This window comes from Janthinobacterium svalbardense, from assembly GCF_002327145.1.
GTDB lineage: Bacteria > Pseudomonadota > Gammaproteobacteria > Burkholderiales > Burkholderiaceae_D > Janthinobacterium > Janthinobacterium tructae.
In genome coordinates, this window is record NZ_CP023422.1 from 2560543 (window position 1) to 2585709 (window position 25167).

Consider the following 25167-nt stretch of genomic DNA (forward strand, 5'->3'; position numbering starts at 1 on the left):
ATTCTTGATGGCCAAAAGCAATGCGTTTGTGCGCCCTGTTACGCTGCGTTTTGTGCGTACGGCAGCGCGAGTTCGGCGCGCGCCTGTTCGATGCGCGGGAAATTATCTTCGATCCAGTCGACCAGCACGGCCAGGCGTTCGGCCGCTTCGCGTCCCAGCGGCGTGAGGCTGTATTCCACCTTGGGCGGTATCACCAGATAGGCCTGGCGCAGCACGAAGCCGTCGCCTGCCAGCGCTTCCAGGGTTTGCGCCAGCATTTTTTCGCTGACCCCGCCCACTTCGCGGCGCAGTTCGCTGAAGCGCCGCGTGCCGCTCAGCAGCAATACCAGTACCAGCACGGCCCAGCGGCTGGTCAGGTGGCTGAGCACGGCGCGCGACGGGCAGGTGGCCGCCAGCAGTTGCGCTCCCTGGTTTTGCCGGGAGAGGGCGGCGCGCAGGCTGGCGCCGGGGGTGTCTGTGGACATGATAGTTGGCCTTAACATTGTCGTTTTAATTCATACTTACCAAAAGGTACGTACTTACAATAAGTAAGTAATGCTCCTATTATAGGGTTTTACCACCCACGTACCAAGGAGAAATCATGATTGTCATCACCGGCGCCACAGGCAAGCTGGGCCAGCACGTCATCGCCAGCCTGCTCACATCCGTCCCCGCAGCCAGCATCATCGCCGCCGTGCGCAATCCGGCCAAGGCCGCCAACCTGGTGGCACTAGGCGTGCAAGTGCGCCAGGCTGACTACAACGATGGCGCCAGCCTCGATGCGGCGTTCAAAGGTGCAACGAAGATTTTGCTGATCTCGTCGAGCGAAGTGGGCCAGCGCGCGCAGCAGCACCAGAACGTCATCGATGCGGCCAAGCGGGCCAGCGTGGCCCTGCTGGCCTACACCAGCGTGTTGCGCGCCGATACATCGCCGCTGGGCCTGGCTGCCGAGCACGTGATCACGGAAGCGGCCATCCGCGCGTCCGGCCTGCCGTACACTTTTCTGCGCAACGGCTGGTACCTGGAAAACCATACGGAACACCTGGCGCCCGTGCTCGAGCATGGTGTGCTGCTGGGCGCGGCGCAAAACGGGCGTTTTTCGTCCGCCGCGCGCGCTGATTACGCTGCCGCCGCTGCCGCCGTGCTGACGGCCGACAAACCGCAAGCCATCTATGAACTCGCTGGCGACCAGGGCTTTACCCTGGCCGAGTATGCGGCCGAAGTGGCGCGCCAGTCGGGCAAGGCGATTGTGTATAACGATTTGCCGCAGGCGGTCTTCCAGGCGGCGCTGGTGAGCGTGGGCGTGCCGGAAGGCTTTGCCGGCCTGCTGGCCGATTCCGATGCGGGCGCGGCCAGGGGTGGCCTGGAAGACAATGGCAAGCAATTGAGCGCGCTGATTGGCCGTCCGACGACGCGCCTGGATGATGCCGTGCAGGCGGCGCTGGCCAAATAAAGGGGGCGAGGGTGCCGCAGGTCGGGAAGACTGCGCGGCATTCCGGAATGAAAAAAGCCGCAAACTCGTGAAAGTTTGCGGCTTTTTTGCGAATTAGGTAATGGTGCCCACGAAGGGACTCGAACCCCTACACCCGAAGGCACATGGACCTGAACCATGCGCGTCTACCAATTCCGCCACGTGGGCACTGATGCTGCTACTACTATTACTATATCTCACTACTGTACTGCGGACTACAACGAAAACAGCTCGTTGCTGGTGGTGCCCACGAAGGGACTCGAACCCCTACACCCGAAGGCACATGGACCTGAACCATGCGCGTCTACCAATTCCGCCACGTGGGCATTGTGCTGCTTGTTACTACTAACTTGCTACTGTACTGCGGATCACAACAATCAACAACTTGTTGCTGGTGGTGCCCACGAAGGGACTCGAACCCCTACACCCGAAGGCACATGGACCTGAACCATGCGCGTCTACCAATTCCGCCACGTGGGCATTGTTACTGCTTGCTGCTTGTCGCTGCGTGTTCTGCAGCGAGGACAAAATCATAAGGGCTGGCGCGCATTCGGTCAATCAACATTTTGCACTTTTCTTCAAGAAACATGTTTTTTCGCCTGAAAACGGCTGCTCCCTATGGAAAAAGGCTGAATCTGCCTATTTTTTCAGCGTTTTCTTGCAGGTTTCTGTCTGCGGCCATGTCTGGCGACTTGCTTGCCGGGAGGGGAGGGCTTTTCGCTGCGGAAATGAAAAAGGCCGCAAACTCGTGAAAGTTTGCGGCCTTTTTGCGAATTAGGTAATGGTGCCCACGAAGGGACTCGAACCCCTACACCCGAAGGCACATGGACCTGAACCATGCGCGTCTACCAATTCCGCCACGTGGGCACTGATGCTGCTGTATTACTTGTTGCAAAATAACTTTACAGCAATTCTGCTATTATAGCGACTTGAAGAGTTTTGCGCCAGATGAGCTTTCGCTCCATACTGCACATCAACCCTGTACCGCTTTCCTGCAAGGCATTCCTGTGAAGGTTTGTCGCTGCAAGAGACAAGGATTATAGAGCAATATTTGCCGAAGTCAAATGCATTGCGCAGCTTTTCTCCTTTTTTTCACCGGAGGTCGTCTTGTACTGTTTCCGACACGCTGTCCGTTAGGCAAACCAAGGCGTCCTCCGGTACACTACCGCACATCACCGTGTCAATATTGACGGTGATGTCATCGGTCTTTGTCTTCCGTTTGATCACTGTCAATAACAACTATAGAAATACTTTTGAGCCAAAATACCCACACCATCCCCAGCCGGGAGGACATTCTCGGCATATTCCGCAGCGTCAACGCGCCTCTCGACCCGCAGTCTCTGGGGAAAACGCTGCAAGTGCATGCCGATTCCATGGATGTCCTGGTCCGTCGCCTGAAGGCGATGGAGCGCGACGGCCAGCTCAAGTCTGACGCCAGCGGTGTTTTCAGCCTGGCCGACCAGAGCGCGCTTGTCGCCGGTCGCGTCACCAGCCACCGCGATGGCTTCGGCTTCGTCATTCCCGACGACGCCAGCGCCGACCTGTTCCTGCCTGAGAAAGAAATGCAGAAAGTACTGCATGGCGACAAGGTCATGGCCCGCATCGTCGGCACGGACCGCCGCGGCCGCCCGGAAGGCACGATCGTCGAAGTCACTTACCGCGCCAATAGCCACGTCATCGGCCGTCTGATCCAGGAAAACGGCACCTGGGTCGTGGCGCCGGAAGACCAGCGCATCGGCCAGGACATTTTAGTCACCGGTTCGGTGGGCAAGGCGAAAGCTGGCCAGATCGTCAGCGTCGAGCTGACCGAGCAACCGATGCGCTTCAAGCAGCCGGTCGGCAAGATCGTCGAAGTGCTGGGCGCCCTGGATGACCCCGGCATGGAAATCGAGATCGCCGTACGTAAATTCAACGTGCCGCACATCTTCTCCGCCGCCGCCCTGAAACAGGCGGAAAAACTGCCGTTCGAAGTGCGCGACGCCGACCTGAAAGAGCGTGTCGACCTGCGCGACGTGCCATTGGTGACCATCGATGGCGAGGACGCGCGCGATTTCGACGATGCCGTATATTGCGAACCCGTCAAAATCGGCCGCGCCAACTGCTTCCGCCTGATCGTGGCGATTGCCGACGTCAGCCATTACGTGAAGCCGAACGACGCGCTCGATATCGACGCGCTGGAGCGCAGCACGTCCGTCTACTTCCCGCGCCGCGTGATCCCGATGCTGCCGGAAAAACTCTCGAATGGCCTGTGTTCGCTGAACCCGGCCGTCGACCGTCTGACCCTCGTCTGCGACGCCGTCGTCAGCGACAAGGGCGAGTTGAAGGCGTACCAGTTCTACCCGGCCGTGATCCATTCGGCCGCGCGCCTTACGTATGACGAAGTCGCTGCCGTGCTGGGCAACACCAAGGGACCCGAAGCGGCACGCCGCGCGGACATCCTGCCGCACCTGCAGAATCTGGAAGCCGTCTACCGCGCCTTGCTGAAAGCACGCACGGAGCGGGGCGCCATCGATTTCGAGACGACGGAAACGTATATCGTCTGCAATAGCGCGGGCAAGATCGAAAAGATCATTCCCCGCACGCGCAACGAAGCGCACAAGATCATCGAAGAGTGCATGCTGGCGGCCAACGTCTGCGCGGCCGATTTGTTGCTGCGCAATAAGCATCCGGGCACTTACCGCATCCACGCCAGTCCGACCAAGGAAAAGCTCACGCAAGTGCGCACCTTCCTCAAGCAGGTGGGCCTGAACCTGACGGGCGGCGACACGCCATCGGCATCCGATTACCAGACCTTGATGCAGCAGATCAAACTGCGTCCCGACGCGGCCCTGCTGCAAACGATGCTGCTGCGCTCGATGCAGCAAGCCGTCTACAGCCCGGACAATATCGGTCACTTCGGCCTGGCGTACCAGGCATATGCCCACTTCACCAGCCCGATCCGCCGCTATCCCGACCTGCTGACGCACCGCGCCATCAAGGCTATTTTGCAAGGCAAGAAATACGAGCCGAAGCTGTCCGATAAAGTCGTGTTGAACACCAACGTGTCGAACGCCACGCGCAAGCAGCAAGCCAAGGACAAGGCCGACGGCAAGCCGAAGAAGACGGACCTGACGATTTGGGACGCGCTGGGCGTGCATTGCTCGGCCAACGAGCGCCGCGCCGACGAAGCGTCGCGCGACGTGGAAGCCTGGCTGAAGTGCTACTTCATGCAGGACAAATTGGGCGAGGAATTCACCGGCACCATCACCGGCGTGACTACCTTCGGCGTGTTCGTGCAACTCGACACCCTGTTTGTCGAAGGCCTGGTGCATGTCACCGAGCTGGGCACCGACTACTTCCAGTACGACGATGCGCGCCATGAATTGCGCGGCGAACGTACGGGCAAGCGCTACCAGCTGACCGACCGTCTGACGGTGCAAGTGGCAAGAGTCGACCTGGAAACACGCAAGATCGACCTGCGCCTGGTGACCGATGCGGAACTGGCGGGCGAAGAAGCGCCGGCCAAGCCGAACGGCGGCGGCAAGCGCAAGGGCGAAAAGAAATCCATGCTCAAGCCCGGTCCAGCGACCGAGCAGCGCCATGAGATCAAAGCCAGCGTCAACAACGGTGGCAAACCCGGCAATGGTTCCGGCGGCCGTTCCAACGGCGCCAAGGCGCAAGCCAAGCCTGCAGCCAAGGCCGTCCAGAAGGAAGCCCCAAGGTGGCAGCCCCCAAGGCCGCCGTGCCCAAGCGCAGCAAGAAACCTGCTGCGGCCCCTGCCGCAGCGGCACCACGTGCAGCAAAAACTGTATCAAAAACAAGCAAAAGCAAGCGTTAAAAGAAGCGATAACACATGAAGAATAAAATGATTTTCGGCTTCCACGCCGTCACCTCGCGCCTGCGTCACGAAGCGTCGTCCGTGGAAGAAATTTTCGTCGATGCCAGCCGCGTCGATGGCCGCATGAAAGACATGATCGCCGCCGCCAAGGCTGCCAACGTGCGCGTCATGCCCGTCGATTCGTCGCGTCTCGATAAAATCGTCGGCACGCGCCGCCACCAGGGCGTGATCGCCTTTGCCTCGCAGCTGTCGCTGGCGCGCAATCTCGATGAGCTGCTGGACGCCATCGATGGCCCGCCACTGCTGTTGATCCTCGACGGCATCACCGACCCGCACAACTTGGGCGCCTGTCTGCGCGTAGCCGACGGCGTCGGCGCACATGCCGTCATCGTGCCGAAGGACCGCGCTGTGGGCCTCAATACCACGGCCGCCAAGGTCGCCAGCGGCGCCGCCGAAACCGTCCCGTACATTACCGTGACGAATCTGGCGCGCACCATGCGTGAATTGAAAGAGCGTGGCATCTGGCTGATCGGCACCACCGACGATGGCGAAAAAGGCTTGTACGAAGCCGATTTCACGGGCCCGACGGCCCTGGTCATGGGTTCCGAAGGCGAAGGCATGCGCCGTTTGACGCGCGACACCTGCGACATCCTCGTCAGCATCCCGATGTTCGGCTCCGTCGAGAGTCTGAACGTGTCGGTCGCCTCCGGCGTGTGTCTCTACGAAGCCCGCCGCCAGCGCATCGCGCTGGAAGCATAAAAACGTCCTGACCGTTTTGTAGCGCTTCCAAAAATCAGCCGCCGCCCTTGAGGCGGCGGTTGTTTATCTGCCTCTCCGGCAGCACGCCGCCGAATACGCTACCATTTGCGTTCCAACTCATTCATTTTTATTATGTTCCACCACCTGCGCGAAGATATCAACAGCATCATTGAACGTGACCCCGCCGCCCGCAATGGATGGGAGGTGCTGACCTGTTATCCTGGCTTGCACGCCATCGTCATGCACGGTTGGGCGCACTGGTGCTGGACGCGGCACATGAAGTGGGTGGGGCGCTTCATTTCCTATATCGCGCGCATCATCACGGGCATCGAGATCCATCCGGGCGCCGTCATCGGCCGGCGCGTCTTCATCGACCATGGCTTTGGCGTGGTGATCGGCGAGACGGCCGTCGTCGGCGACGACTGCACCATCTACCAGGGCGTGACCTTGGGCGGCACCTCGCTGCACAGCGGCGCCAAGCGCCATCCGACCCTGGAGCGCGGCGTCATCGTCGGCGCCGGCGCCCAGGTGCTGGGCAGTTTTACCGTGGGCGAGTACGCCAAGGTGGGCTCGAACGCGGTGCTGCTCAAACCCGTGCCGTCCGGCGCCACGGCCGTGGGCAACCCCGCGCACATCGTGCAGAAGGATGTCAGCGCCTTGCGCGAGGGCAGCACGGCGCACCTGTTCGCCGCGTATGGCGTGACGCCGAACGGCGACGATCCGCTGTCGAAAGCCCTGCAGGGCTTGATCACGCATGCCGTGGCGCAGGAACAGCGCATCGAAACCATCCTCGTCACCCTGAAGGCGGCGGGCATCTGCTGCCAGGCTGTGCCTGAGTGTGATAAATTTGATTCTGAGCAAATGAACAAGCTGGTTGATTAAGGATACAGGCATGACTACAGACGTAAACATAGCTGAAAACGCAGCAGAAAAGGGCAGTGACAATCCGAATCTGCTCGACCCCTTCGAGATCCGCGTGCTGGCCGTGCTGGCCGAAAAGGAAGCGCTGACGCCGGACAGCTATCCGCTCTCGCTCAACGCGCTGACGAACGGCTGCAACCAGCTCTCGAGCCGCGACCCCGTCATGGCCCTGTCCGAGGAAACCGTGTACGACGTGCTGCAGCGCCTGATGCAGCGCAAATTCGTCAACGGCATCACGCAGGCCGGTGCCAGGGTCGCCAAGTATGAACACCGCATGCGCATCAAGTGGTCGCTGGAGCAAGATAAACTGGCCATCCTGACGATCTTGATGCTGCGCGGCTTGCAGACGGCGGGCGAGATCCGCAGCCGCAGTGGCCGCGTGCATGAATTCAAGTCCGTGGCGGAAGTGGAAGCTGGCTTGCAGTTCCTGATCGACAAATACCCGCCGCTGGTGGCCAAGCTGGCGGTCGCTCCCGGCGCCAAGGAGCCGCGCTACGGCCACTTGCTGGGCGGCGAAGAAGCACTGGCGCAGATCGAGACGGCGGCCGGTTTCGCCGGCGCCGTCAGCGCGCCGCAGCAGGGCAGCAGGGTGGCCCAGCTGGAACAGGAAGTGCTGCAATTGCGCAGCGACTTCGATGGCCTGGCGGCGCAGTTCGAAGCGTTCCGCAAGCAGTTCGAATAAGGCGCCCTTCACGCGTGACTTTTTCCTTCCTGTGCCGCTCCTGCGGCGAGACCCACACGGGCATGCCCAGCTTCGGCGCCGATGCGCCGTGGCTGTACGAACAGATGGCGCCCGCCGAGCGCGAAGCGCGCTGCCAGCTCGACAGCGACGCCTGCATCGTCGACGAAGCGCACTGCTTCGTGCGCGCCACCATCGACATCCCCGTGCATGGCTCGGACGAGCCATTCAGCTGGGGCGTGTGGGTGTCGCTCAGCGGCGAGAGCTTCGACGCCTGGGACGCGTGCTTCAACGACGCGCAGCGCGCGCACATCGGCCCCTTCTTCGGCTGGCTCAGCACGCAGCTGCCCGTGTATCCGGCCACGTTGAACCTGAAAACCCGCGTCCACCTGCGCGACGATGGCATACGTCCGGCCATCGAGCTGGAGCCGACCGATCACCCGCTGGCGGTGGAGCAGCGCGACGGCATCACGGCCGAGCGGGTGGCCGAGCTGTATGCGCAGCTGATGCATGGCGCGTGACAGGCCCGGCTTTGCAGCCGCTCCCTGTCAGTCCGCTCATGTTTCCGGTATCATTCGGCATGAATAATATTTCCTTCCAACCGTTTGTTATTGGTGTCGCTGGCGGCAGCGGCAGCGGCAAATCCACCGTATCACAGCAGGTTCTGGCGTCGTTTGGCGCCGACATGGTCTCCGTCGTGATGCAGGACGATTACTACCGCGACCAGACCCATCTCTCCCCTGAAGTGCGGCGCCAGCAGAATTACGACCATCCGCAGGCGTTCGAATGGTCTTTGCTGGTGCAGCACATCCAGGCCTTGCGCAATGGCGAAGCGATCGAGATGCCCGAGTACGACTTCACGCTGCACAACCGCTCCAGCAGGACCATTCCCGTCAAGCCTGCGCCGGTGATAGTCATCGAAGGCCTGTTTGCCTTGTATGACGAAGACTTGCGCGACATGATGTCGCTGAAGATCTTTGTCGATACCGCCTCCGACGTGCGCTTCATCCGCCGCATGCAACGCGATATCACGGAACGCGGCCGCTCGGTGGAAAGCGTCATCGAGCAGTATCTGGAAACCGTGCGCCCCATGCACAAGCAATTCATCGAACCCACCAAGCGCAACGCCGATGTCATTTTGCCGCATGGCGCGAATGGCCCCGCCGTCGACATGATCACCGCCAAGGTGGCCAGCGTGATCGGCCAGTTGACGCGGGCCTGATTCCAGCCGGCCAGTTGCGCGTATGCCGGGCTGGCCTACGCGCAGGGCGCCACCCAGCTCAGCCTTCTTCGCGCCAGCCGCGCAGGCGGATGGCGGCGTAGAGCATGGCGGCGCCGGCCGCCGCTCCCAGCCAGGCGGCTGGCATGGCCACGCTGGACCAGGAGTTGGCGAAGATGTCGATGCGCGTCATCTGCGAGCCTGCTGCCATGGTGTTGATGTGTGGCAGCAGTCCCGGCTCGAAGAGGTACCAGCTGCCTGGAATCGTGCCCAGCAGGGCGCGCGCGATCACGTTCATTTGTATCCAGCCGATATCGGCTTCCGTCATGCTCAGCTTGCCGACCCAGACGGCCAGGACCAGCAGCAGCAGTGGCACGCCGAGGGCCCAGAACAAGACCTTCGAGCGTGCCCAGCTCGATACCATCAGCAACCAGCCCACGGTGGGCAAGGCCCACAGGGCATAGACGGGAATCAGGCCGAACAGGCGCAGCGGGCCCAGATACAAGCCCGGCGCGGCCAGCAGTTGCGTCAAGACGTAGATGCCGTTGAGCGCCAGCACGCCACTCAGTATCAGGATCAGCGCCAGCGAGGTAAGGCAGGCTGCTGCGACCACGATCAGCGGCGTGACGACGATGGCGATGGCCAGCTTCGACAGCACCGTTTGGGCGTCGGAGACGGGCAGCGATTTCCAGAACAGCAGGCTGCGGTCGCGGCGGTCGTCATACAGGGCGCTCAGGCAATAGAAAAATACCAGGAAGCCCAGGGCCAGGAACAGCGGCGCGGCCACGTAGGTATAGTTGTTGGCGATGGTGTCGATGATTTCTGTCCGGCGCGGGCTCAAGGTCCGGGTGTTGAAGACGGCGCTCCAGGACATCTCTTCGCCGTTGATGATCAGCGCCGTGCGCATCTTGAGCTTGGCGACGGCGCCTGCCGTCATCAGGGCGGCCAGCGCCGTCATGACGATGCCGATGATGGCGGGCGTCCACAGCAGCATGCCCTTGTGCTCCCACAATTCGCGCCGGATCAGCCATTTCATTTTGTTCACAGGGGTGATGCTCATGGGTACGATCCTTTCATGGTCGCGACAAACAGGTCCGCCAGGCTCGGCGTGTGCAATTCTCCCAGGGTGGCCAGCTGGCTGCGGGCGACGCCATCGAACAGCATCACGGACTTGCCAAATACGCTGCGTTCGCTGATCGGCTGCAGCGCGCGCGCCGGATTCACGTGCTGCGGTCCCACCATCACTTCAATGTAGCGTTCGCCCACTTCTTCCATCGACGAGGCCAGTACGATCTTGCCGTCGCGAATGAACATCAGGTCGCTGAGGATGTGCTCGACTTCTTCGATCTGGTGCGTGGTGATGATGATGGTCTTGTTTTCGTCGAAATAGTCTTCCAGCAGGTTCTGGTAAAACTGTTTGCGGTACAGGATGTCCAGGCCCAGGGTGGGTTCATTGAGGACCAGCAGCCTGGCGTCGATGGCCATCACCAGCGCCAGGTGCAATTGCACGATCATGCCTTTTGACATGCTCTTGACCCGCATCTTCGGCGCCAGCTTGGTGTGGGCCAGGTAGCGCTCGGCCTTGCTGCGGTCGAAGCGCGGATGCACGCCGGCGACAAAATCGATCGCGTCGCGCACGCGCAGCCAGCCCGGCAGGATGGCCACATCGGCGATGAAACACACGTCCTCCATCAGCGCGTCGCGCTGCACGCGCGGGTCGCGTCCCAGCACGGACAACTCACCCTCGAAGCCCGTCAGGCCCAGGATGGCTTTCAGGGTGGTGGTCTTGCCGGAGCCGTTAGGCCCGATCAAGCCGACGATGCGCCCTGGCGCGATATCAAAGCTGATGCCATCGATGGCCACCTGCTTGCCATATTGCTTGCGCAAGCCGCGTGCGCTGATGACGCTATCGTTGTTCAATGCATTCATGCGCTCTCTCCCTGTGCGCCACTGTCGCGGCTCGCTTGCAGTAGTTGATCGAGGTTCAGGCCCAGTTGCGTGATGCGTTCCAGCATCGCCGGCCATTCTTCGCGCATGAAGCGCTCGCGTTCACTTGCCAGCAATTTATCGCGGGCGCCATCCAAGACATACATACCGAGTCCTCTGCGTTTTTCCACCAGGGCTTCGTCGACCAGTTCCTGATAGGCGCGCGAAACCGTGATGGGATTCAATTGATAATCGGCCGCCACCTGGCGCACCGACGGCAGGGCGTCGCCGGACTGCAGCACGCCATCGAGCATCATGCCCACCACCCTGGCCTTGAGCTGGCGGTAGATGGGGCTATTGTCGTTCCATGCCGCGCTCATGGGATGCGCTCCGACAAGGGCGGGGCGGGGCGGCGCGTGAAAAATGCTGTAGGCATCCGGGCTCCATGGTGTATTGAGTTGGTGTTGTAGTTAACTATAACACTAAAAAATCACATGTCAACAAACGATGTATTTATATCCATCAGGCAACTATAATATTGTTGATTTGAGAATTTTACTTGATAACTTATGGCGAAACTCGTCGCCAGTCACCATGAAAGCGGAAATGATAAATCGATATGGCGAGTTGCAAATGTTGTTCCGGCGCGCCGCTTGCGGCGGCGCCTTGCTGACGGCGCTGAGCGCCTGTGGCGGCGGTTCCGGCGATGGTGGCACGCCTGGCGCGCCCACCGTGCCGACGGCCGAGGCGCCGCGCTACCTGGTGGGCGGCACGGTCAGCGGCCTGGTGCCGGGTGCTCAGGTGGTGCTGGCCAACGGTGCCGAAAAATTGACCGTCACGGCGAATGGCGCCTTCCATTTCGCTGGCAAGCTGGCGGCGGGCGCCAGCTATGAAGGCAGAATCGAGAGTACCTCCGAAGGCCTCGGCTGCAGCATCGTCAAGGGCGCGGCGACGGTGGGCAATGCGGATGTCAACACGCTCGCCGTGCGCTGCCTGCCTGTTGTGCTGGCCGGCGTGCAGGAAAAAATCCAGAGTATTTCCGGAATGGTGCAGGATACGGCCGGCAATTATTACATTGCCGACGCCGTTCTGCAGGTCATCCATAAAGTCACGCCGGCCGGCAACGTGAGCGTGTATGCGGGCATCCCTGGCAAGCCGGGCGCCGACGATGGCGCCGCTGCCAGCGCCACTTTCCACATGGCGGGCGGCGTTGCCGTCATGGTGATCGATCGCGCGGCAAACCTGTACCTCGCCGACAGTTGCAATGCGCAGCTGCGCAAGATCACCCCGGCTGGCGTGGTCAGCACGGTGGCGGGACAGCACCGCGCGGCGTGCGACTGGTCCAACACGGCGCCGAGCTTTGCCGATGGGCAAGGGACGCAGGCGCAACTCGGGCGCATCGACAGCGTCGCCATGGACATCAATGGGGATGTCCTGCTGACCGATCCGGACCAGCAGATGATCCGTCGGGTAACGCCGGGAGGATTGGTCAGTTCTGAAAAAGTGCTGGATGTGAACGGGTTTTCGATACGGGCCGGCGACGTGGTTGTCGATGCTGGCGGCACGATCTACTTGGGGGAGTTGTTTGGCGGCAGGCTCTTTCGGTGGCAGCAGGGCGTGGCCGTCCTGGTGGCAGGAGGATTCGGCCGGACGGGCAATGATGGCAAGGGCACGGCCGCCAACTTCCTTTCCATCCGTGGCATGGCGCTCGGCCGCGATGGCAATCTGCTGCTGTCCGACCGCGATGCCATTCGCCGCGTGACCCCGGGTGGCGATGTGAGCACGGTAATCGGCCGGACAGTGACGGATGCCGCCGGTGCCGCCGCCGGCTTCTCCTACCTGGGCACCTTGCTGCAAGACAGTTCGGGCGCCATTATCGTCAACGATGCCAACATGCATCGCTTGATCAGCGTCAGCGCGGCAAAGGTATTGTCCCCCCTGTCCTTTCTGCCGGGCAGTATCGGGCCCAAGGACGGTGTGGGTGCTGCGGCTCGCCTGGGTTACGTGAGCGCCGCGCGCATGTGCAGCGATCCGGCGGGTAACGTCTACATGCTCGACCGTGCGAACAAGGTGCTGCGCCGTCTTACGCCAGACGGTAGTTACAGCATCTACGCCGGTATTGCCGGCCGCGCGGGCAGCGATGACGGACCACGCGCCAGCGCGACCTTGCTTGCGCCTGTCGCGATCGCCTGCGACCAGGAGGGTGGGGTCTATCTTGCCGACCGGGCCCCTGCTGGCGCTGCGTATAATCTGCGCAAGATCGGCAAGGACGGGGTGGTTTCCACCGACGGAGCGTTGCCCAGCATTCCAGGCATTACCACAGCGGAATACCTGCTGGGCGTCGACAAGGATGGCTATGTCTTCTGGCAGGGCTGGGGGCTCGATTGCATTCACCGGCGCTCTCCTGGCGGCGCGTTCACCTCGCTGGTCTCATTTGAAGCCTTGGCACGCTCGCTGGGCGATACGGAGTATGAATGGCAGGACATGCTTCCGGCCAGCATGGTTTTTGACAGCAAGGGCAATCTGTACTTTGATGATGTCGTGCATCAAGTTGTCTTCAAGGTGGACCGTGCCGGCAAGGCCAGCGTTTTTGCCGGCACCCTGAAGAAGGGCAGCGGCGGCGATGGGCCGCCCGGGGTGGGGGGCTTGCCGTTTTCAGGTGCCACCAGCCTGGCCATTGATGCCAGCGACAATCTGTACATGAGCGGTCAGGGCCGGCTGCGCAAGATCGATGCCGCCGGCGTCATTTCCACGCCAGTGTTGCCGTGGGGTTATCCGAACGTCGGCATCCTTGCTTACGGTAATGGTACCTTGTTTGGCTTCACGACGCAGGCAATGCTGCAGACACCGTTACCCTAAGTCGTGGCATTCATGCGCGGCTGACGCAGTTGCAGCCGTGCCTGCAGGTCCAGCGCATTGAACAGGGCGGCGCCGGCTGCCGTATTGTCGAAGATGCACCAGCTGCCGGGCTGCACTTGCGCGCGCAGGGCGGTAGCCAGGCTTGCCAGATAGTCGGGCGGGTAGTCAGAGTAATAGATTCTCGGGCTGCCATGCAGGCGCAGGTAGGCGATATCCGTGGTCGGCACATGCGGGCCTGGCTGGCCGGCTGGCGGATCGGCGCGCACGCGCGTGATCGCATGTTCCTGCAACATGGCGGTGGCGTCCGCCGCGAACCAGCTGGCATGGCGCGCTTCGCAAGCGAGCATGCCGTCGAAGCGCTGGCGCAGCGCATGGAAAAATGCGGCGGCCACGTGCGCCTCGAAATGCAGGCTGGGCGGCAACTGCACCAGCACGCAGCCCAGTTTTATTCCCAGTTCCGATACTTCCCCCGCAAAGCGATCCAGTTCGGCCCCGCCATCGCGCAAACGCCGTTCGTGCGTGATGCTGCGCGGCAATTTCACGCTGAAGCGGAAGTGCTCGGGCACGCTGGCGGCCCAGCGCGCGTAGGTGGCGGGTTGGTGCGGGCGGTAGAAGGAGCTGTTGATTTCCACGCAGGGCAAGACACTGGCATAGCGCTGCAGATGGCTGCCATCGAGGGGGAAGTGGTTGGCGGCGGCGCTGGAAAGACTCCAGCCAGCCGTGCCGATGTAAATAGTGTGCATGGCGCCATTACAGCAAGGCCAGGCGGGCGCGGCTATCGGACAAACACCCGTGCGGCGGTCGGCGCAATCCTAGTCGATGATGTTGCCAGCGAGATCGTGGCGCGTGATGTTGCCGCGCGCATCGATGGCGATCCAGCCGCCGCGCGGCGGCTTCACGTCGCATTCCCAGTCGGGCAGCACATAGCGCAAGGTATCGTCGACCTGGTGCAGGGCGGGGCGATGCGTGTGGCCGTGAATCATGATGGTGCTCGCATGTTCGGCAAATACCTGGGCGACGGCGTCGGGCGTGACATCCATGATATCCATGGATTTTTCGCCATTGTGCGCGCGGCTGCTCTGGCGCAAACCATCGATGATGGCCTTGCGCTGCGCCAGCGGCATGGACAGGAACTGTTGTTGCCAGGCAGGTTGGCGCACCATGGCGCGAAACTCCATGTATTGCACGTCTTTCGTGCATTCGGCGTCGCCATGCAGCAAGACGATGCGCCGGCCGGCAATCGTGGCCACATGCGGTTCGCTCAGCAGGGTGGCGCCGGCGGCGGCGGCAAAGCCGGAGCCGACAAGAAAGTCGCGGTTGCCGGCGATCCAGTAGACGTGCACGCCGGCATCGCTGACGGCGCGGATGGCGGCCGTCATGCGCGCATTGAACGGGTCTTCCAGGTCATCGTCGCCGGCCCAGTATTCGAACAGGTCGCCTAATAGATACAGCGCTTGCGCGTATTGCGCATGGTGTTCCAGGAAAGAAAGAAACGCCGCGCTGGTGCGCGGGTGCGAGCTCTGCAGATGCAGGTCGGAAATAAAGAGTGCGGCAGGCATTGTCATCGTTCAACGCTCCCAAAAAGTGATGTGCATGGAGAGGCGCAAACGCTGCAATGCCTGTTATTCATGATGCCAGAGCCGAATTAGGCGGCTTCTACCTTTTCGATGATGACGTCCGTCACTGGCACATCGGCGAACATGCCGGTGCGCGAGGTTTTCACGGCGCGGATGGCGTCGACGACTTCCTTGCCGTCCGTGACTTTACCGAACACGGCGTAGCCCCAGCCGTCCTGGCCTGGATAGTCGAGGAAGCTGTTGTTCTTGATGTTGATGAAGAACTGGGCCGATGCCGAGTGCGGATCCGACGTGCGGGCCATGGCCAGGGTGTAGGTATCGTTTTTCAAGCCGTTCTTGGCTTCGTTTTCCACGGTGGTGTCGGCAGGCTTTTGTTTCATGCCTGGCTCGAAACCGCCGCCCTGGATCATGAAGCCGTCGATGACGCGGTGGAAAATCGTGTTGTCGTAGTGGCCGGCTTGCATGTAGGCCAGGAAGTTGGCAACCGTTTTCGGTGCTTTCTCGGCGTCCAGTTCAGCGGTGATCTTGCCCAGATTGGTGGTGATGATGACGGAGGTCATGATGATCCTTAATAAATTAGATGAAGAATGATTCGACGGCCCCCGTGGTTCAGGGCCGCAAAAACGCTATTTTACAGTTTTGCGGGCGCTGATTTGAGTAAAGTCACCGATTCGATCACCACGGGGGTGACGGGCACGTTCTGGTGCGGTCCCTTGTCGGCCACGGGCACGGCCTTGATCTTGTCGACCACGTCCATGCCTTTGATAACTTTGCCGAACACCGTGTAGCCGAAGCCGTCGCGGCCAGGGTAGTCGAGCGCGCCGTTATTGTTCACGTTGATGAAGAACTGCGCGGTGGCCGAATGCGGGTCGCCCGTGCGCGCCATGGCGATGCTGTAGCTGACGTTCTGCAAGCCGTTTTGCGCTTCATTTTTGACCGGCGCCTTGGTGGCTTTCTGCTTCATGTTCTTGTCGAAGCCGCCGCCCTGTATCATGAAGCCGTCGATGACGCGGTGAAATACGGTGCCCTTGTAGTAACCGCTTTTGACATACTGCAAGAAGTTGGCCACGCTTTGCGGCGCTTTTTCCTGGTCCAGTTCCAGCACGATCTCGCCCATGCTGGTTTTCAGGGCCACGTGCGGCGTGGGGTCGAGGGTAGCCGAAGGGGTTGCGGGGGCGGCTGCCACGACGGCGCTGCCCAGGGTGAGGCCGGCAAACAGGGTGCAAAAACGCGCCAGGAAAGACAGGCGTTTCGATTTGATTTCTTGCATGAAGGTGTCCTTGATCGTTATTTTTCTCTAAACTTGCTTTAATTGTAAAGAAATGAAAATTTGCTTGAGCAGCGTAAAAACCTGATCCATATCGGGCCAGTATGGTTTTTATCAATGTTATACTTGACCGCTAACGCCCTAATTCTAACAAACAAGAACAACACTATAGCGGCTCGACCAGTCTTGGCGCACACGGCAGTTCAGTGGCGCGGCACCCCCGGTGTCCGCGCCTGTCTGTCGTTTTGCCAGGCTGGTGGTCGCTCCACTTGCAAAGTACGATGAGCAATCTAAAGATTTACAACACCCTGGCTCGCGAGAAGCAGGTATTCGTCCCGATGGAAGCTGGCAAGGTACGCATGTACGTCTGCGGCATGACCATCTACGATTATTGCCATATCGGCCATGCGCGCATGATGATGGCGTTCGACGTCATCTACCGCTGGCTGAAAGCCTCCGGTTTCGACGTCACCTACGTGCGCAACATTACGGACATCGACGACAAGATCATCCGCCGCGCCGTGGAAAACGGCGAGACGATTTCTCAGCTGACGACGCGTTTCACCCAGTACATGGATGAAGACACGGCCGCGCTGGGTATTTTGACGCCTGACCACACGCCGCGCGCCACCGACTACGTGCCGCAGATGCTGCGCCTGATCGAACAGCTCGAAGCGAAGGATCTGGCGTACCAGGGGCTTGACGGCGACGTCAATTACGCTGTGCGCAACTTCCCCCACTACGGCAAGCTGTCGGGCAAGTCGCTCGACGACCTGCGCGCGGGCGAAAGAGTCGACGTGAATACGGGCAAGCGCGATCCGCTCGACTTCGTGCTGTGGAAGTCGTCGAAAGAGTCCGAGCCGGAAGAAGTCAAATGGGACTCGAAATGGGGCAAGGGTCGCCCGGGCTGGCATATCGAGTGCTCGGCCATGTCCTGCGCCTTGCTGGGCGAACAGTTCGACATCCATGGCGGCGGCGCGGACTTGCAATTCCCGCACCACGAAAACGAGATCGCCCAATCCGAAGGCGCGTTCGGCCATACCAGCGTGAATTACTGGATACATAATGGTTTCGTGCGTCTGGACAATGAAAAAATGTCCAAGTCGCTCGGGAACTTCTTCACCATCCGCGAAGTGCTGCAAAAATTCGATGCCGAAGTGATCCGCTTCTTCATCCTGCGCGCACACTACCGCAGCCCGCTGAATTACTCGGACGTGCACCTCGATGATGCGCGCCTGTCCCTGACGCGCCTGTACACGGCGCTGGCCGACGTGGCGGTGGAAGAGGGCGCCATCGACTGGAGCGAAGCGCATGCCGTGCGCGTGGCCGAGGCCATGGATGACGATTTCAACACGCCGCTGGCCGTGGCCGCCCTGTTCGATCTGGCGACGGAAGTCAACAAGAGCAAGTCGCCGGCCCTGGCGCGTCAATTGAAGGGCCTGGCGGGCGTATTCGGCTTGCTGGAGCGTACGCCGCAGCAATTCTTGCAAGCGACCGTCGGCGCTGCCGCCGGTGGGCAGGACGAGGCTGCCGGCATCGAGGCGGCCATCGCGGCGCGCAGCGCGGCGAAAAAGGCGCGCGATTTTGCCGCATCGGACAAGATCCGCGCCGAACTATTGGCGGCGGGCATTATTCTTGAAGACAAGCCTGACGGCTCGACCAACTGGCGCCGCGCATGATGCCAACGTCCAGGGAAAACGGGGAAGCCCCCAAGGTGGCGGACTTGGCGCAAGTGATCCAGGTGCCGCACTACTGGGAAGAGGCGAAGATCGAGCTGATGAAGCGCGACCGCATCATGAAAAAGCTTATCCCGCAATTTGGCGACCTGCACCTGGTCGGCCATAGCGACCCGTTTACTACCCTGGCCCGTTCGCTGGTGGGGCAGCAGATCACGCCCAAGGCGGCGGATGCCGCCTGGAAAAAGCTGTTGGCTGCTTGCCCGAAATGCACGCCTTCGCAAGTGCTGAAGGCGGGCGCCGAGCAACTGTCCGCCTGCGGCTTGTCCAAACGCAAGACCGAATACATCCTCGACTTGGCCGACCATTTCAAGGCCAAGCGCGTGCACGCGAGCCAGTGGGACCAGATGGATGACGAAGCCGTCATCGCCGAACTGGTGCAGATCCGCGGCATCGGCCGCTGGACAGCCGAGATGTTTTTGATATTTAATCTGTTACGGCCGAATGTCTTGCCGCTCGACGACCCCGGTTTGATCCAGGGCATCAGCGTCAATTATTTCTCCGGTGAACCAGTTTCCCGCAGCGATGCGCGCGAAGTTTCCGCCAATTGGGAGCCGTGGCGCACCGTGGCGACGTGGTATTTGTGGCGCAGTCTCGACCCTGCAGCCGCCCCTGCCGCACCCGATGCAGCCCCCGGCGCAGCAGCCGGTACGGTAAAATAAACATAGATGACGCCGCGCGCCCTGGCGCCGTGGCCGGTAAAACCTGGAGGTACAATGACTAAAACGACTTTCCTCAATTTTGAACAGCCGATCGCGGAACTCGATTCCAAGATCGAAGAGTTGCGCTTCGTGCAAGACGATTCGGCCGTCGACATCTCGGAAGAGATCGACCGCCTGGCCAAGAAGAGCCAGCAGCTGACCAAAGATATCTACGCCAAGCTGACGCCGTGGCAAGTGGCGCAGATCGCGCGCCACCCGCAGCGCCCCTACACCATGGATTACGTGAATGAAATCTTTACCGATTTCCACGAATTGCATGGCGACCGCAGCTACGCGGACGATCTGTCCGTCGTGGGCGGCCTGGCCCGCTTCAACGGCCAGCCGTGCATGGTCATCGGCCACCAGAAGGGCCGTGACACGAAAGAGCGCGCCCTGCGCAATTTCGGCATGCCGAAGCCGGAAGGCTATCGCAAGGCCATGCGCCTGATGAAAGTGGCTGAAAAATTCAACTTGCCCATCTTCACCTTCGTCGACACGCCAGGCGCCTTCCCCGGCATCGACGCGGAAGAGCGCGGCCAGTCGGAAGCGATCGGCCACAACCTGTACGTGATGGCCGAACTGAAAGTGCCGCTGATCGCCACCATCATCGGTGAAGGCGGTTCCGGCGGCGCGCTGGCCATCGCCGTGGGCGACGCCACCCTGATGCTGCAGTACTCGACGTATGCCGTGATTTCGCCGGAAGGCTGCGCCTCGATCCTGTGGAAGAGCGCCGAGCGCGCCTCCGACGCGGCCGAAGCGCTGGGCCTGACTGCCCACCGCCTGAAAGCCATGGGCCTGATCGACAAGATCATCAACGAACCGCTGGGCGGCGCCCACCGCGATCCGAAACAGATGGCCACCTTGCTGAAACGCGCACTGGCCGATACCCTGCGCCAGTTCCACGGCATGAAAACCAAGGACCTGCTGGCCGCGCGCCATGAAAAACTGCTGAGCTACGGCAAGTTCAAGGAAACCACGCCGAGCGAGTAATTTATTTAAACCCAACGGCAGAGTCTGGGGTCAGACCTTAAGGTCTGACCCCGGCTTTTCAAGGTCTTGGGTTAAGACAACACCAGGGACAGTCCGCTAAACGAACCCATCCGTTTAGCAGCCTGTCCCTCTTTGCATTCCCGGAGTCCACATTGAAAAAGCAACAAACCTCCACCGTCGCCGACATCTTCGCCCGCGCACTGGACGCCTGCGTGCCGCCAGCCGACAGCACGGTCGGCATCGCCTTGAGCGGCGGCCTCGATTCCGCAGCCCTGCTGCACCTGGCGCATGCCTGGGCGCAGGAGCACGGCGTGACCCTGCATGCGTTTCACGTACACCACGGCCTGAGCCCGAATGCGGATGCCTGGCTGGCCCACTGCGAGCACTTGTGCGCCGGCATGGGCATGGCCTTCGAGGCACGCCGTGTCACCTTGGAAAAGAATGCGAAGACGGGCACGGAAGAGGCTGCCCGCAAGCGCCGCTATGCGGCCTTGGGCGAGCTGTGCGCGGCGCACGGCGTGCGCCTGCTGCTCACCGCCCACCACCAGGACGACCAGGCCGAGACGGTGCTGCTGCAATTGCTGCGCGGCTCCGGCACAGCCGGGTTGTCCGGCATGGATGGCGCCAACAGCGCGCCCGAGCTGCTGGGCAACCCGGATCTGGTGATGGCCCGCCCGCTGCTATCGGTGTCGCGCAGGCAACTCGAAGCGTATGTGGCGCAACATGCGATCGCACACATCCACGACGAGTCGAACGATGATCCCCGCTTTGCCCGCAATGCGCTGCGGCATCAGGTGATGCCCGTGCTGGCGCAGGCCTTTCCCGGTTTTCAGGAGCGCTTCGCCCGCAGCGCCCAGCATGCCCAGTCGGCGCAGCGCCTGTTGACGGAACTGGCGACGCAGGATTTGCTAAATTGCCTCGATGGCGACTGCATCGAACTGGCGAAGTTGCGCGAGCTGAGCGCGGACCGCTGCTACAACCTGCTGCGCCACTGGTTTGGCACGCGCGGCTTGCGCATGCCGTCGACGGCGTGGCTGGCAGAAATGCTGGCGCAGTTACTGGAGGCGCGGCCCGATGCGCAATTGCTGGTGACGCATCCCGAATGCCATGTGCGGCGCCACCGCGACCGGCTGTACCTGACACCGAAGCTCGATGATCTGGCCGGCATGCGCGAGCGTGACGACGCGGGCATTCCCGGGCTGGAAAAGGCTGGCCAGCAATTTGTCTGGCAGGGCGAAGCCAGCCTGGCGTTTCCCGCGTATGGCGGCGTGCTGCATTTCGATGCGGTAGAAGCGGGGGGGCAGGGTATCGATATTGCCTGGTTGCAATCACAGACACTGACCATCGATTTCCGCCAGGGGGGCGAGCGCCTGAAGCTGGCCCTGAACCGTCCCACCAAGAGCTTGAAATACCATTACCAGGCGTTTGACGTGCCCGCCTGGGAGCGCGAACGCCTGCCACTTGTGTGTGCGGCGCAACAATTGCTGTATGCGGCGGGTATTGGCCTCGATTGTCATTGCCTGAGCCTGCTGGAGCGTCCCCGCGTGACCCTGCGCTGGCTCTCCTGCTGAGCGTAAGGACAGCCGCCACGGCCACTCTCGGGGTGGCTGGCAAGTGGCTGCCCATGCGCTCCCGACTGCATGGATTGGTTATTTCCATATGCGCAATCGGTATGAGCTAATGCGCTTTTTAGCTTGTTATTTTGCATTGCGGCATGTAGAGTAAAGCCCTCCTTTTTTATTCTTCTTGAGCGGAAACTTCACTCTTATGGCTTTAATCGTCCACAAATATGGCGGTACGTCGATGGGCTCGACTGACCGTATCAAGAATGTCGCCAAGCGCGTTGCCAAGTGGCACGACGCTGGGCATCAAATCGTGGTGGTGCCATCGGCCATGTCGGGCGAAACCAACCGCCTGATTGGACTGGCCAAGGAAATCATGGATCAACCCGATCCCCGTGAACTTGACATGATCGCCTCGACAGGCGAACAGGTGTCCGTCGGCCTATTGTCGATGGCACTGCTGGCGATCGGCAAACAAGCCGTATCCTATGCTGGCTGGCAAGTCGCGATCAAGACCGATTCCGCCTTTACCAAGGCACGCATCCAGTCGATCGATGACGAAAAAGTCAAACGCGACCTCGATGCGGGCAAGATTGTCATCATTACCGGTTTCCAGGGCGTCGACGAGAACGACAATATCGCGACTCTGGGCCGCGGCGGTTCCGACACGTCGGCCGTGGCGATCGCCGCCGCCATGAAGGCGGCCGAGTGCCTGATCTTCACGGACGTCGACGGCGTCTACACGACCGACCCGCGCGTGGTCTCCGAGGCGCGCCGCCTGAAGACCATCACCTTTGAAGAAATGCTGGAACTGGCTTCGCTGGGTTCCAAAGTGCTGCAAACGCGTTCGGTGGAATTTGCCGGCAACTACCGCGTTCCCACGCGCGTGCTGTCGTCGCTGACCGACCCGATGTTGCCGCTGGAAATAGAAGCCAATTCAGGCACCCTGATTTCGTTTGAGGAAGATACAAACATGGAACAAGCAGTCATCTCCGGCATCGCCTTCAACCGCGATGAAGCCAAAATCACCGTGCTCGGCGTGCCCGACCGCCCAGGCGTGGCGTACCACATCCTGGGGCCGGTGGCGGATGCGAACATCGAAGTCGACATGATCATACAGAATCAGTCGGTCGACGGTAAAACGGACTTCACCTTCACCGTCTCGCGCGGCGAATACACGCGCGCGCTGGCCGTGCTGGAAGCGAACCGCGAATCGCTGGGCGCGGCCAGCATCACGGGCGACGCGAAAGTGTCGAAACTGTCCGTCGTCGGCGTGGGCATGCGCAGCCATGTTGGCGTGGCGTCGCAAATGTTCCGTACCCTGTCGGAAGAGGGCATCAACATCATGATGATCTCCACTTCCGAAATCAAGATCTCCGTGCTGATCGATGAAAAGTACATGGAACTGGCCGTGCGCGCGCTGCATAAAGCGTTCGAGCTGGAAAAAGCTTAAATATCTAAAAATATTGCTCCACGCCCTTGACCAAAGGGGGGGCAGTCGATATTATGACGTTCGTCGCTGCAGCGCAGTTAGCTACAGAGACATAGTTGAGTAATCAGCTAGGAGACGTGGCCGAGTGGCCGAAGGCACATCCCTGCTAAGGATGCATACGGCTTATACCTGTATCGTGGGTTCGAATCCCACCGTCTCCGCCAGAATCAAATAAAAAAGCCTCCCCTGCGGGAGGTTTTTTTATTTGTCTGGACGGAACGGTGTGATTCGAAGGGCTGGGCCGTGCTGGCCCAGCCCTCTCCGAATCGCCCAATCACCGCGCTACGCGCGGCACGTTGGCCGCGCAGCGGCCAACGCCGTCCCCTCATCTCAGGCAGTAGCGGCCAGCGCAACCTGCGCATTCACTCACGCCACTACCCCCATCCCTACCCACATCGACCTTCAAACCGACATGCTACAACTGACTTGGCGCGCGGGCCGCTGCCGTGGCTTGCTTGTCGCACGTTGCCAGGCTGCCTGTGCATGCGGAAAACGCTTCCAGATAGGTGATGGTTTTCTCATACTCGTCGATCAGGTAGCGCAGCTGATAGGCCACGTCGCCAGATTCCCCGGCGGCCTTGTCCCGCAGCCTGGAAATATCGTTCAAAAAGCGTTTTCTTCGCAGCAGTTCCGCCGCCAGGCGCGTCTTGCGCTCGGCGGCCGGTGGCAGCGGATATGGCTTGCCATTGATGGATTTGACGCCTTCAGGCGTCAGATCCAGGTCCTTGCCGGGGGTGCGAAATTCCACGCTCATTGTGCCATCCGCCTGCACCAGTATCAGCAGTTCGTCGGCGTCGCTGTTGGTTGGCAAGGTCACGGCCAGCACTTCAGGCTTGCCCTTGGGCAGCCAGCGATATTCGAGCTTGACCTCTAGCGGCGCCGCGGCCTGCGCCGGCAGGTAGAAGCAGCAGCTGGCGGCGCTGCTCATGTACGGATGCAGGGGATCGGTATCGACAGCGTTGTGGGGATTGCCGGCGGTACTGATGCCCACCTGAATCATGCGCGGGCTGTAGTTCAAGGTGCTGACCACTACCTTGCGCTCAGCGGTGCCTGGCGTGTACGCGTGCAGGCCCCGCTCCCCGCGCTCGTCGTGGCCCGCCAGCAGCGGCCGGTGGAACAGCGGGGTGATGCCGAAGCTCGCGATATTGCTGATATAGCCGGTATCGGACGGGCCGACGCGCGAGTCGCTGTTGCCCGGCGTGTGGTAGAGGTAGCCCATGTCTCCCAGCGATAGCGCGCTGACCATGCGGTCTTGCTGAAACAGCGGTGGCGACGCATAGCTGTCGCTGTCGCCCATGACTTTTGCGTAGATGGGGCCCGTCCATGGTCCGTGGCCGGTAAAACGCGCGAGCACCACGTACTCGCCCAGCAGCGGTTTGACTTTCAGGACATCTTTGGTCTCGCCGGTGACGGGGTCGATGATGGAGTAAATGCCCGGAAAGGGATTGGTGGCGACACGCGACAGCGTGGGCAGGGCAAAATAGAGTCCGGCAAGCACGGTGACGGCGCTGGCGATGGCGGTGGTGGTGGTGGTAGCTTTCATGCGCCGGGGCCGCTTCCTTGCCTTCGGCACAACGCCACCAAGTCGGCCGGATAGAAGGGCGCGCCGCGATAGCTGCTGTCGTCGATGTCGAGCACGCAGGTGATGGCGGCCGCTTCCCAGGACCAGTAGCCCCAGAACGAGGTGTCGCGCTGGTGGCTGTCGTAATAGGGCTCGTGGCGGCTGGCCTCATACCATTGCTGCAGATAAGCCTGCATCAGCGCAGGACGGGCTTCTTTGTCTGCCGCGAATATCTTGAGTGTATTGACGTATGGCAACTGGCGCGTGCACGTTGGCCAGGCGGCATCCCTGCCGGCAACGAAGTATGCCAGCAGCCGCTCCAGCAAGCCATCCTTATCATGGTTGTTGAAATCGATGACGGGCGCCAGCCGGGGCAGCAAACTGCCCCAGCCCAGCAAAATGCCGAGGCAGACCATGCGGTTGACCTGCTCGTAGCCGTCGCCGGGCAGGGCGAAATGGGGAAATCCCTGCTCGGCCTCGCCGGCCTGAGCGTCAAATGCCATGTCATGCCGGGCAAACGCCAGCCAGTAGCCGAGTATCGTGGGATACGCGGCGCGCAACTCGTCGAGCGCGTGGCCGGCGCTGTAGGCGAGGGCGAGCTGGTCGACGCCATCCCAGGCCCGCTCACGCGTGGCCGTCATGAAATTTTCT

General features: G+C 61.2%; 23 protein-coding genes and 5 tRNA genes. 14 read left to right on the forward strand and 14 right to left on the reverse strand.

Going from position 1 to position 25167, the window contains the following annotated elements; translation table 11 throughout:
* Positions 1–38: 38 nt before the first annotated feature.
* Positions 39–464 (reverse strand): winged helix-turn-helix transcriptional regulator, encoded by a 426-nt coding sequence (locus CNX70_RS11470; RefSeq protein ID WP_096234780.1) that lies wholly within the window; start codon positions 462–464, stop codon positions 39–41.
* A 116-nt stretch (positions 465–580) separates the two neighbouring features.
* Between CNX70_RS11470 and CNX70_RS11475 the strand changes: the two genes are divergently transcribed.
* Positions 581–1432, forward strand: a complete 852-nt coding sequence (locus CNX70_RS11475) for an NAD(P)H-binding protein (RefSeq protein WP_096234781.1) — start codon at positions 581–583, stop codon at positions 1430–1432.
* 101 nt (positions 1433–1533) lie between these two features.
* Here CNX70_RS11475 and CNX70_RS11480 read toward each other — a convergent pair.
* The 4 genes from CNX70_RS11480 to CNX70_RS11495 form a co-directional block, all read right to left on the reverse strand.
* Positions 1534–1618: transfer RNA gene (locus CNX70_RS11480), tRNA-Leu, on the reverse strand.
* Positions 1619–1691: 73 nt separating this feature from the next.
* Positions 1692–1776, reverse strand: a tRNA-Leu gene (locus CNX70_RS11485).
* A gap of 69 nt (positions 1777–1845) precedes the next feature.
* A tRNA-Leu gene (locus tag CNX70_RS11490) sits at positions 1846–1930 on the reverse strand.
* A 302-nt stretch (positions 1931–2232) separates the two neighbouring features.
* Positions 2233–2317 (reverse strand) — tRNA-Leu (locus CNX70_RS11495).
* Between the two features lie 386 nt (positions 2318–2703).
* On the opposite strand from CNX70_RS11495, the gene rnr reads away from it, so the two are divergent.
* From rnr to udk, 6 genes are all read left to right on the forward strand, one after another.
* Complete coding sequence (rnr, locus tag CNX70_RS11500; protein ID WP_096234782.1) at positions 2704–5286, forward strand: ribonuclease R; 2583 nt, start codon at positions 2704–2706, stop codon at positions 5284–5286.
* On the forward strand, positions 5283–6026 hold the full coding sequence (gene rlmB, locus CNX70_RS11505; RefSeq protein ID WP_071078185.1) for a 23S rRNA (guanosine(2251)-2'-O)-methyltransferase RlmB: 744 nt from the start codon (positions 5283–5285) through the stop codon (positions 6024–6026). The genes rnr and rlmB overlap by 4 nt, the downstream gene beginning before the upstream one ends.
* Before the next feature lie 132 nt (positions 6027–6158).
* Positions 6159–6908: a serine O-acetyltransferase gene (gene cysE, locus CNX70_RS11510; RefSeq protein WP_096234783.1), complete on the forward strand. Its 750-nt coding sequence runs from the start codon at positions 6159–6161 to the stop codon at positions 6906–6908.
* Between the two features lie 10 nt (positions 6909–6918).
* Positions 6919–7629, forward strand: coding sequence for a YceH family protein (locus tag CNX70_RS11515; RefSeq protein WP_096234784.1), 711 nt, complete (start codon positions 6919–6921; stop codon positions 7627–7629).
* A gap of 14 nt (positions 7630–7643) precedes the next feature.
* On the forward strand, positions 7644–8147 hold the full coding sequence (locus CNX70_RS11520) for a DUF2199 domain-containing protein (protein ID WP_096234785.1): 504 nt from the start codon (positions 7644–7646) through the stop codon (positions 8145–8147).
* A 59-nt stretch (positions 8148–8206) separates the two neighbouring features.
* Complete coding sequence (gene udk, locus CNX70_RS11525) at positions 8207–8848, forward strand: uridine kinase (protein WP_071078180.1); 642 nt, start codon at positions 8207–8209, stop codon at positions 8846–8848.
* 58 nt (positions 8849–8906) lie between these two features.
* Here udk and CNX70_RS11530 read toward each other — a convergent pair whose 3' ends face one another.
* From CNX70_RS11530 to CNX70_RS11540, 3 genes are read right to left on the reverse strand one after another with little or no spacing between them, the layout of a single operon-like run.
* Positions 8907–9905 carry a hypothetical protein gene (locus CNX70_RS11530; RefSeq protein ID WP_096234786.1) on the reverse strand — a complete coding sequence of 333 codons (999 nt, stop codon included), beginning with the start codon at positions 9903–9905 and terminating at the stop codon, positions 8907–8909.
* Positions 9902–10774, reverse strand: a complete 873-nt coding sequence (locus CNX70_RS11535) for an ABC transporter ATP-binding protein (RefSeq protein WP_096234787.1) — start codon at positions 10772–10774, stop codon at positions 9902–9904. Before CNX70_RS11535 ends, CNX70_RS11530 begins: the two co-directional genes overlap by 4 nt.
* Positions 10771–11151, reverse strand: a complete 381-nt coding sequence (locus CNX70_RS11540; RefSeq protein WP_096234788.1) for a GntR family transcriptional regulator — start codon at positions 11149–11151, stop codon at positions 10771–10773. Before CNX70_RS11540 ends, CNX70_RS11535 begins: the two co-directional genes overlap by 4 nt.
* Before the next feature lie 226 nt (positions 11152–11377).
* Here CNX70_RS11540 and CNX70_RS11545 point away from each other — a divergent pair, with 226 nt between their 5' ends.
* Entirely contained in the window at positions 11378–13630 is a 2253-nt protein-coding gene (locus CNX70_RS11545; RefSeq protein ID WP_157750987.1) for an NHL repeat-containing protein, read from the forward strand.
* Here CNX70_RS11545 and CNX70_RS11550 read toward each other — a convergent pair.
* The 4 genes from CNX70_RS11550 to CNX70_RS11565 form a co-directional block, all read right to left on the reverse strand.
* Positions 13627–14373, reverse strand: coding sequence for a DUF72 domain-containing protein (locus CNX70_RS11550; protein ID WP_096234790.1), 747 nt, complete (start codon positions 14371–14373; stop codon positions 13627–13629). The two genes, CNX70_RS11545 and CNX70_RS11550, sit on opposite strands and share 4 nt — an antisense overlap.
* Before the next feature lie 69 nt (positions 14374–14442).
* Entirely contained in the window at positions 14443–15189 is a 747-nt protein-coding gene (locus tag CNX70_RS11555) for a UDP-2,3-diacylglucosamine diphosphatase (protein ID WP_096234791.1), read from the reverse strand.
* Positions 15190–15275: 86 nt separating this feature from the next.
* Entirely contained in the window at positions 15276–15767 is a 492-nt protein-coding gene (locus tag CNX70_RS11560) for a peptidylprolyl isomerase (RefSeq protein WP_070346992.1), read from the reverse strand.
* Positions 15768–15838: 71 nt separating this feature from the next.
* Entirely contained in the window at positions 15839–16477 is a 639-nt protein-coding gene (locus tag CNX70_RS11565; RefSeq protein WP_096234792.1) for a peptidylprolyl isomerase, read from the reverse strand.
* A gap of 278 nt (positions 16478–16755) precedes the next feature.
* Between CNX70_RS11565 and cysS the strand changes: the two genes are divergently transcribed.
* The 6 genes from cysS (at position 16756) to CNX70_RS11595 (ending at position 23119) form a co-directional block, all read left to right on the forward strand.
* The gene (gene cysS, locus CNX70_RS11570) at positions 16756–18153 is read left to right on the forward strand and encodes a cysteine--tRNA ligase (RefSeq protein WP_096234793.1); all 1398 of its coding nucleotides are present in this window, start codon (positions 16756–16758) and stop codon (positions 18151–18153) included.
* Positions 18150–18872 (forward strand): DNA-3-methyladenine glycosylase family protein, encoded by a 723-nt coding sequence (locus tag CNX70_RS11575; RefSeq protein ID WP_423245179.1) that lies wholly within the window; start codon positions 18150–18152, stop codon positions 18870–18872. Before cysS ends, CNX70_RS11575 begins: the two co-directional genes overlap by 4 nt.
* Positions 18873–18926: 54 nt before the next feature.
* A complete protein-coding gene (locus CNX70_RS11580) occupies positions 18927–19901 on the forward strand; it encodes an acetyl-CoA carboxylase carboxyltransferase subunit alpha (RefSeq protein ID WP_096234794.1) in 975 nt (324 codons plus the stop codon).
* Positions 19902–20053: 152 nt separating this feature from the next.
* Entirely contained in the window at positions 20054–21472 is a 1419-nt protein-coding gene (gene tilS / locus CNX70_RS11585; protein ID WP_096234795.1) for a tRNA lysidine(34) synthetase TilS, read from the forward strand.
* A gap of 196 nt (positions 21473–21668) precedes the next feature.
* On the forward strand, positions 21669–22916 hold the full coding sequence (locus CNX70_RS11590; protein WP_096234796.1) for an aspartate kinase: 1248 nt from the start codon (positions 21669–21671) through the stop codon (positions 22914–22916).
* Between the two features lie 110 nt (positions 22917–23026).
* Positions 23027–23119: transfer RNA gene (locus CNX70_RS11595), tRNA-Ser, on the forward strand.
* 251 nt (positions 23120–23370) lie between these two features.
* On the opposite strand, the gene CNX70_RS11600 is transcribed toward CNX70_RS11595, so the two are convergent.
* Together CNX70_RS11600 and CNX70_RS11605 are read right to left on the reverse strand one after the other, a co-directional pair.
* Positions 23371–24498, reverse strand: a complete 1128-nt coding sequence (locus CNX70_RS11600) for a hypothetical protein (protein ID WP_096234797.1) — start codon at positions 24496–24498, stop codon at positions 23371–23373.
* On the reverse strand, positions 24495–25157 hold the full coding sequence (locus CNX70_RS11605) for a PoNe immunity protein domain-containing protein (protein ID WP_167389645.1): 663 nt from the start codon (positions 25155–25157) through the stop codon (positions 24495–24497). The genes CNX70_RS11600 and CNX70_RS11605 overlap by 4 nt, the downstream gene beginning before the upstream one ends.
* Between the last annotated feature and the right edge of the window lie 10 nt (positions 25158–25167).

Bases quoted from the DNA above. Each gene is read 5' to 3' on its own strand.
- CNX70_RS11530 (WP_096234786.1), bottom strand. From the start codon at position 9,905: ATGAGCATCACCCCTGTGAACAAAATGAAATGGCTGATCCGGCGCGAA.
- CNX70_RS11575 (WP_423245179.1), top strand. From the start codon at position 18,150: ATGATGCCAACGTCCAGGGAAAACGGGGAAGCCCCCAAGGTGGCGGAC.
- CNX70_RS11590 (WP_096234796.1), top strand. From the start codon at position 21,669: ATGGCTTTAATCGTCCACAAATATGGCGGTACGTCGATGGGCTCGACT.
- CNX70_RS11545 (WP_157750987.1), top strand. From the start codon at position 11,378: ATGATAAATCGATATGGCGAGTTGCAAATGTTGTTCCGGCGCGCCGCT.
- CNX70_RS11565 (WP_096234792.1), bottom strand. From the start codon at position 16,477: ATGCAAGAAATCAAATCGAAACGCCTGTCTTTCCTGGCGCGTTTTTGC.
- CNX70_RS11470 (WP_096234780.1), bottom strand. From the start codon at position 464: ATGTCCACAGACACCCCCGGCGCCAGCCTGCGCGCCGCCCTCTCCCGG.
- CNX70_RS11605 (WP_167389645.1), bottom strand. From the start codon at position 25,157: ATGACGGCCACGCGTGAGCGGGCCTGGGATGGCGTCGACCAGCTCGCC.
- rlmB (WP_071078185.1), top strand. From the start codon at position 5,283: ATGAAGAATAAAATGATTTTCGGCTTCCACGCCGTCACCTCGCGCCTG.
- CNX70_RS11535 (WP_096234787.1), bottom strand. From the start codon at position 10,774: ATGAATGCATTGAACAACGATAGCGTCATCAGCGCACGCGGCTTGCGC.
- cysS (WP_096234793.1), top strand. From the start codon at position 16,756: ATGAGCAATCTAAAGATTTACAACACCCTGGCTCGCGAGAAGCAGGTA.
- CNX70_RS11515 (WP_096234784.1), top strand. From the start codon at position 6,919: ATGACTACAGACGTAAACATAGCTGAAAACGCAGCAGAAAAGGGCAGT.
- CNX70_RS11580 (WP_096234794.1), top strand. From the start codon at position 18,927: ATGACTAAAACGACTTTCCTCAATTTTGAACAGCCGATCGCGGAACTC.
- udk (WP_071078180.1), top strand. From the start codon at position 8,207: ATGAATAATATTTCCTTCCAACCGTTTGTTATTGGTGTCGCTGGCGGC.
- cysE (WP_096234783.1), top strand. From the start codon at position 6,159: ATGTTCCACCACCTGCGCGAAGATATCAACAGCATCATTGAACGTGAC.
- CNX70_RS11550 (WP_096234790.1), bottom strand. From the start codon at position 14,373: ATGCACACTATTTACATCGGCACGGCTGGCTGGAGTCTTTCCAGCGCC.
- CNX70_RS11555 (WP_096234791.1), bottom strand. From the start codon at position 15,189: ATGCCTGCCGCACTCTTTATTTCCGACCTGCATCTGCAGAGCTCGCAC.
- CNX70_RS11540 (WP_096234788.1), bottom strand. From the start codon at position 11,151: ATGAGCGCGGCATGGAACGACAATAGCCCCATCTACCGCCAGCTCAAG.
- CNX70_RS11475 (WP_096234781.1), top strand. From the start codon at position 581: ATGATTGTCATCACCGGCGCCACAGGCAAGCTGGGCCAGCACGTCATC.
- CNX70_RS11560 (WP_070346992.1), bottom strand. From the start codon at position 15,767: ATGACCTCCGTCATCATCACCACCAATCTGGGCAAGATCACCGCTGAA.
- CNX70_RS11600 (WP_096234797.1), bottom strand. From the start codon at position 24,498: ATGAAAGCTACCACCACCACCACCGCCATCGCCAGCGCCGTCACCGTG.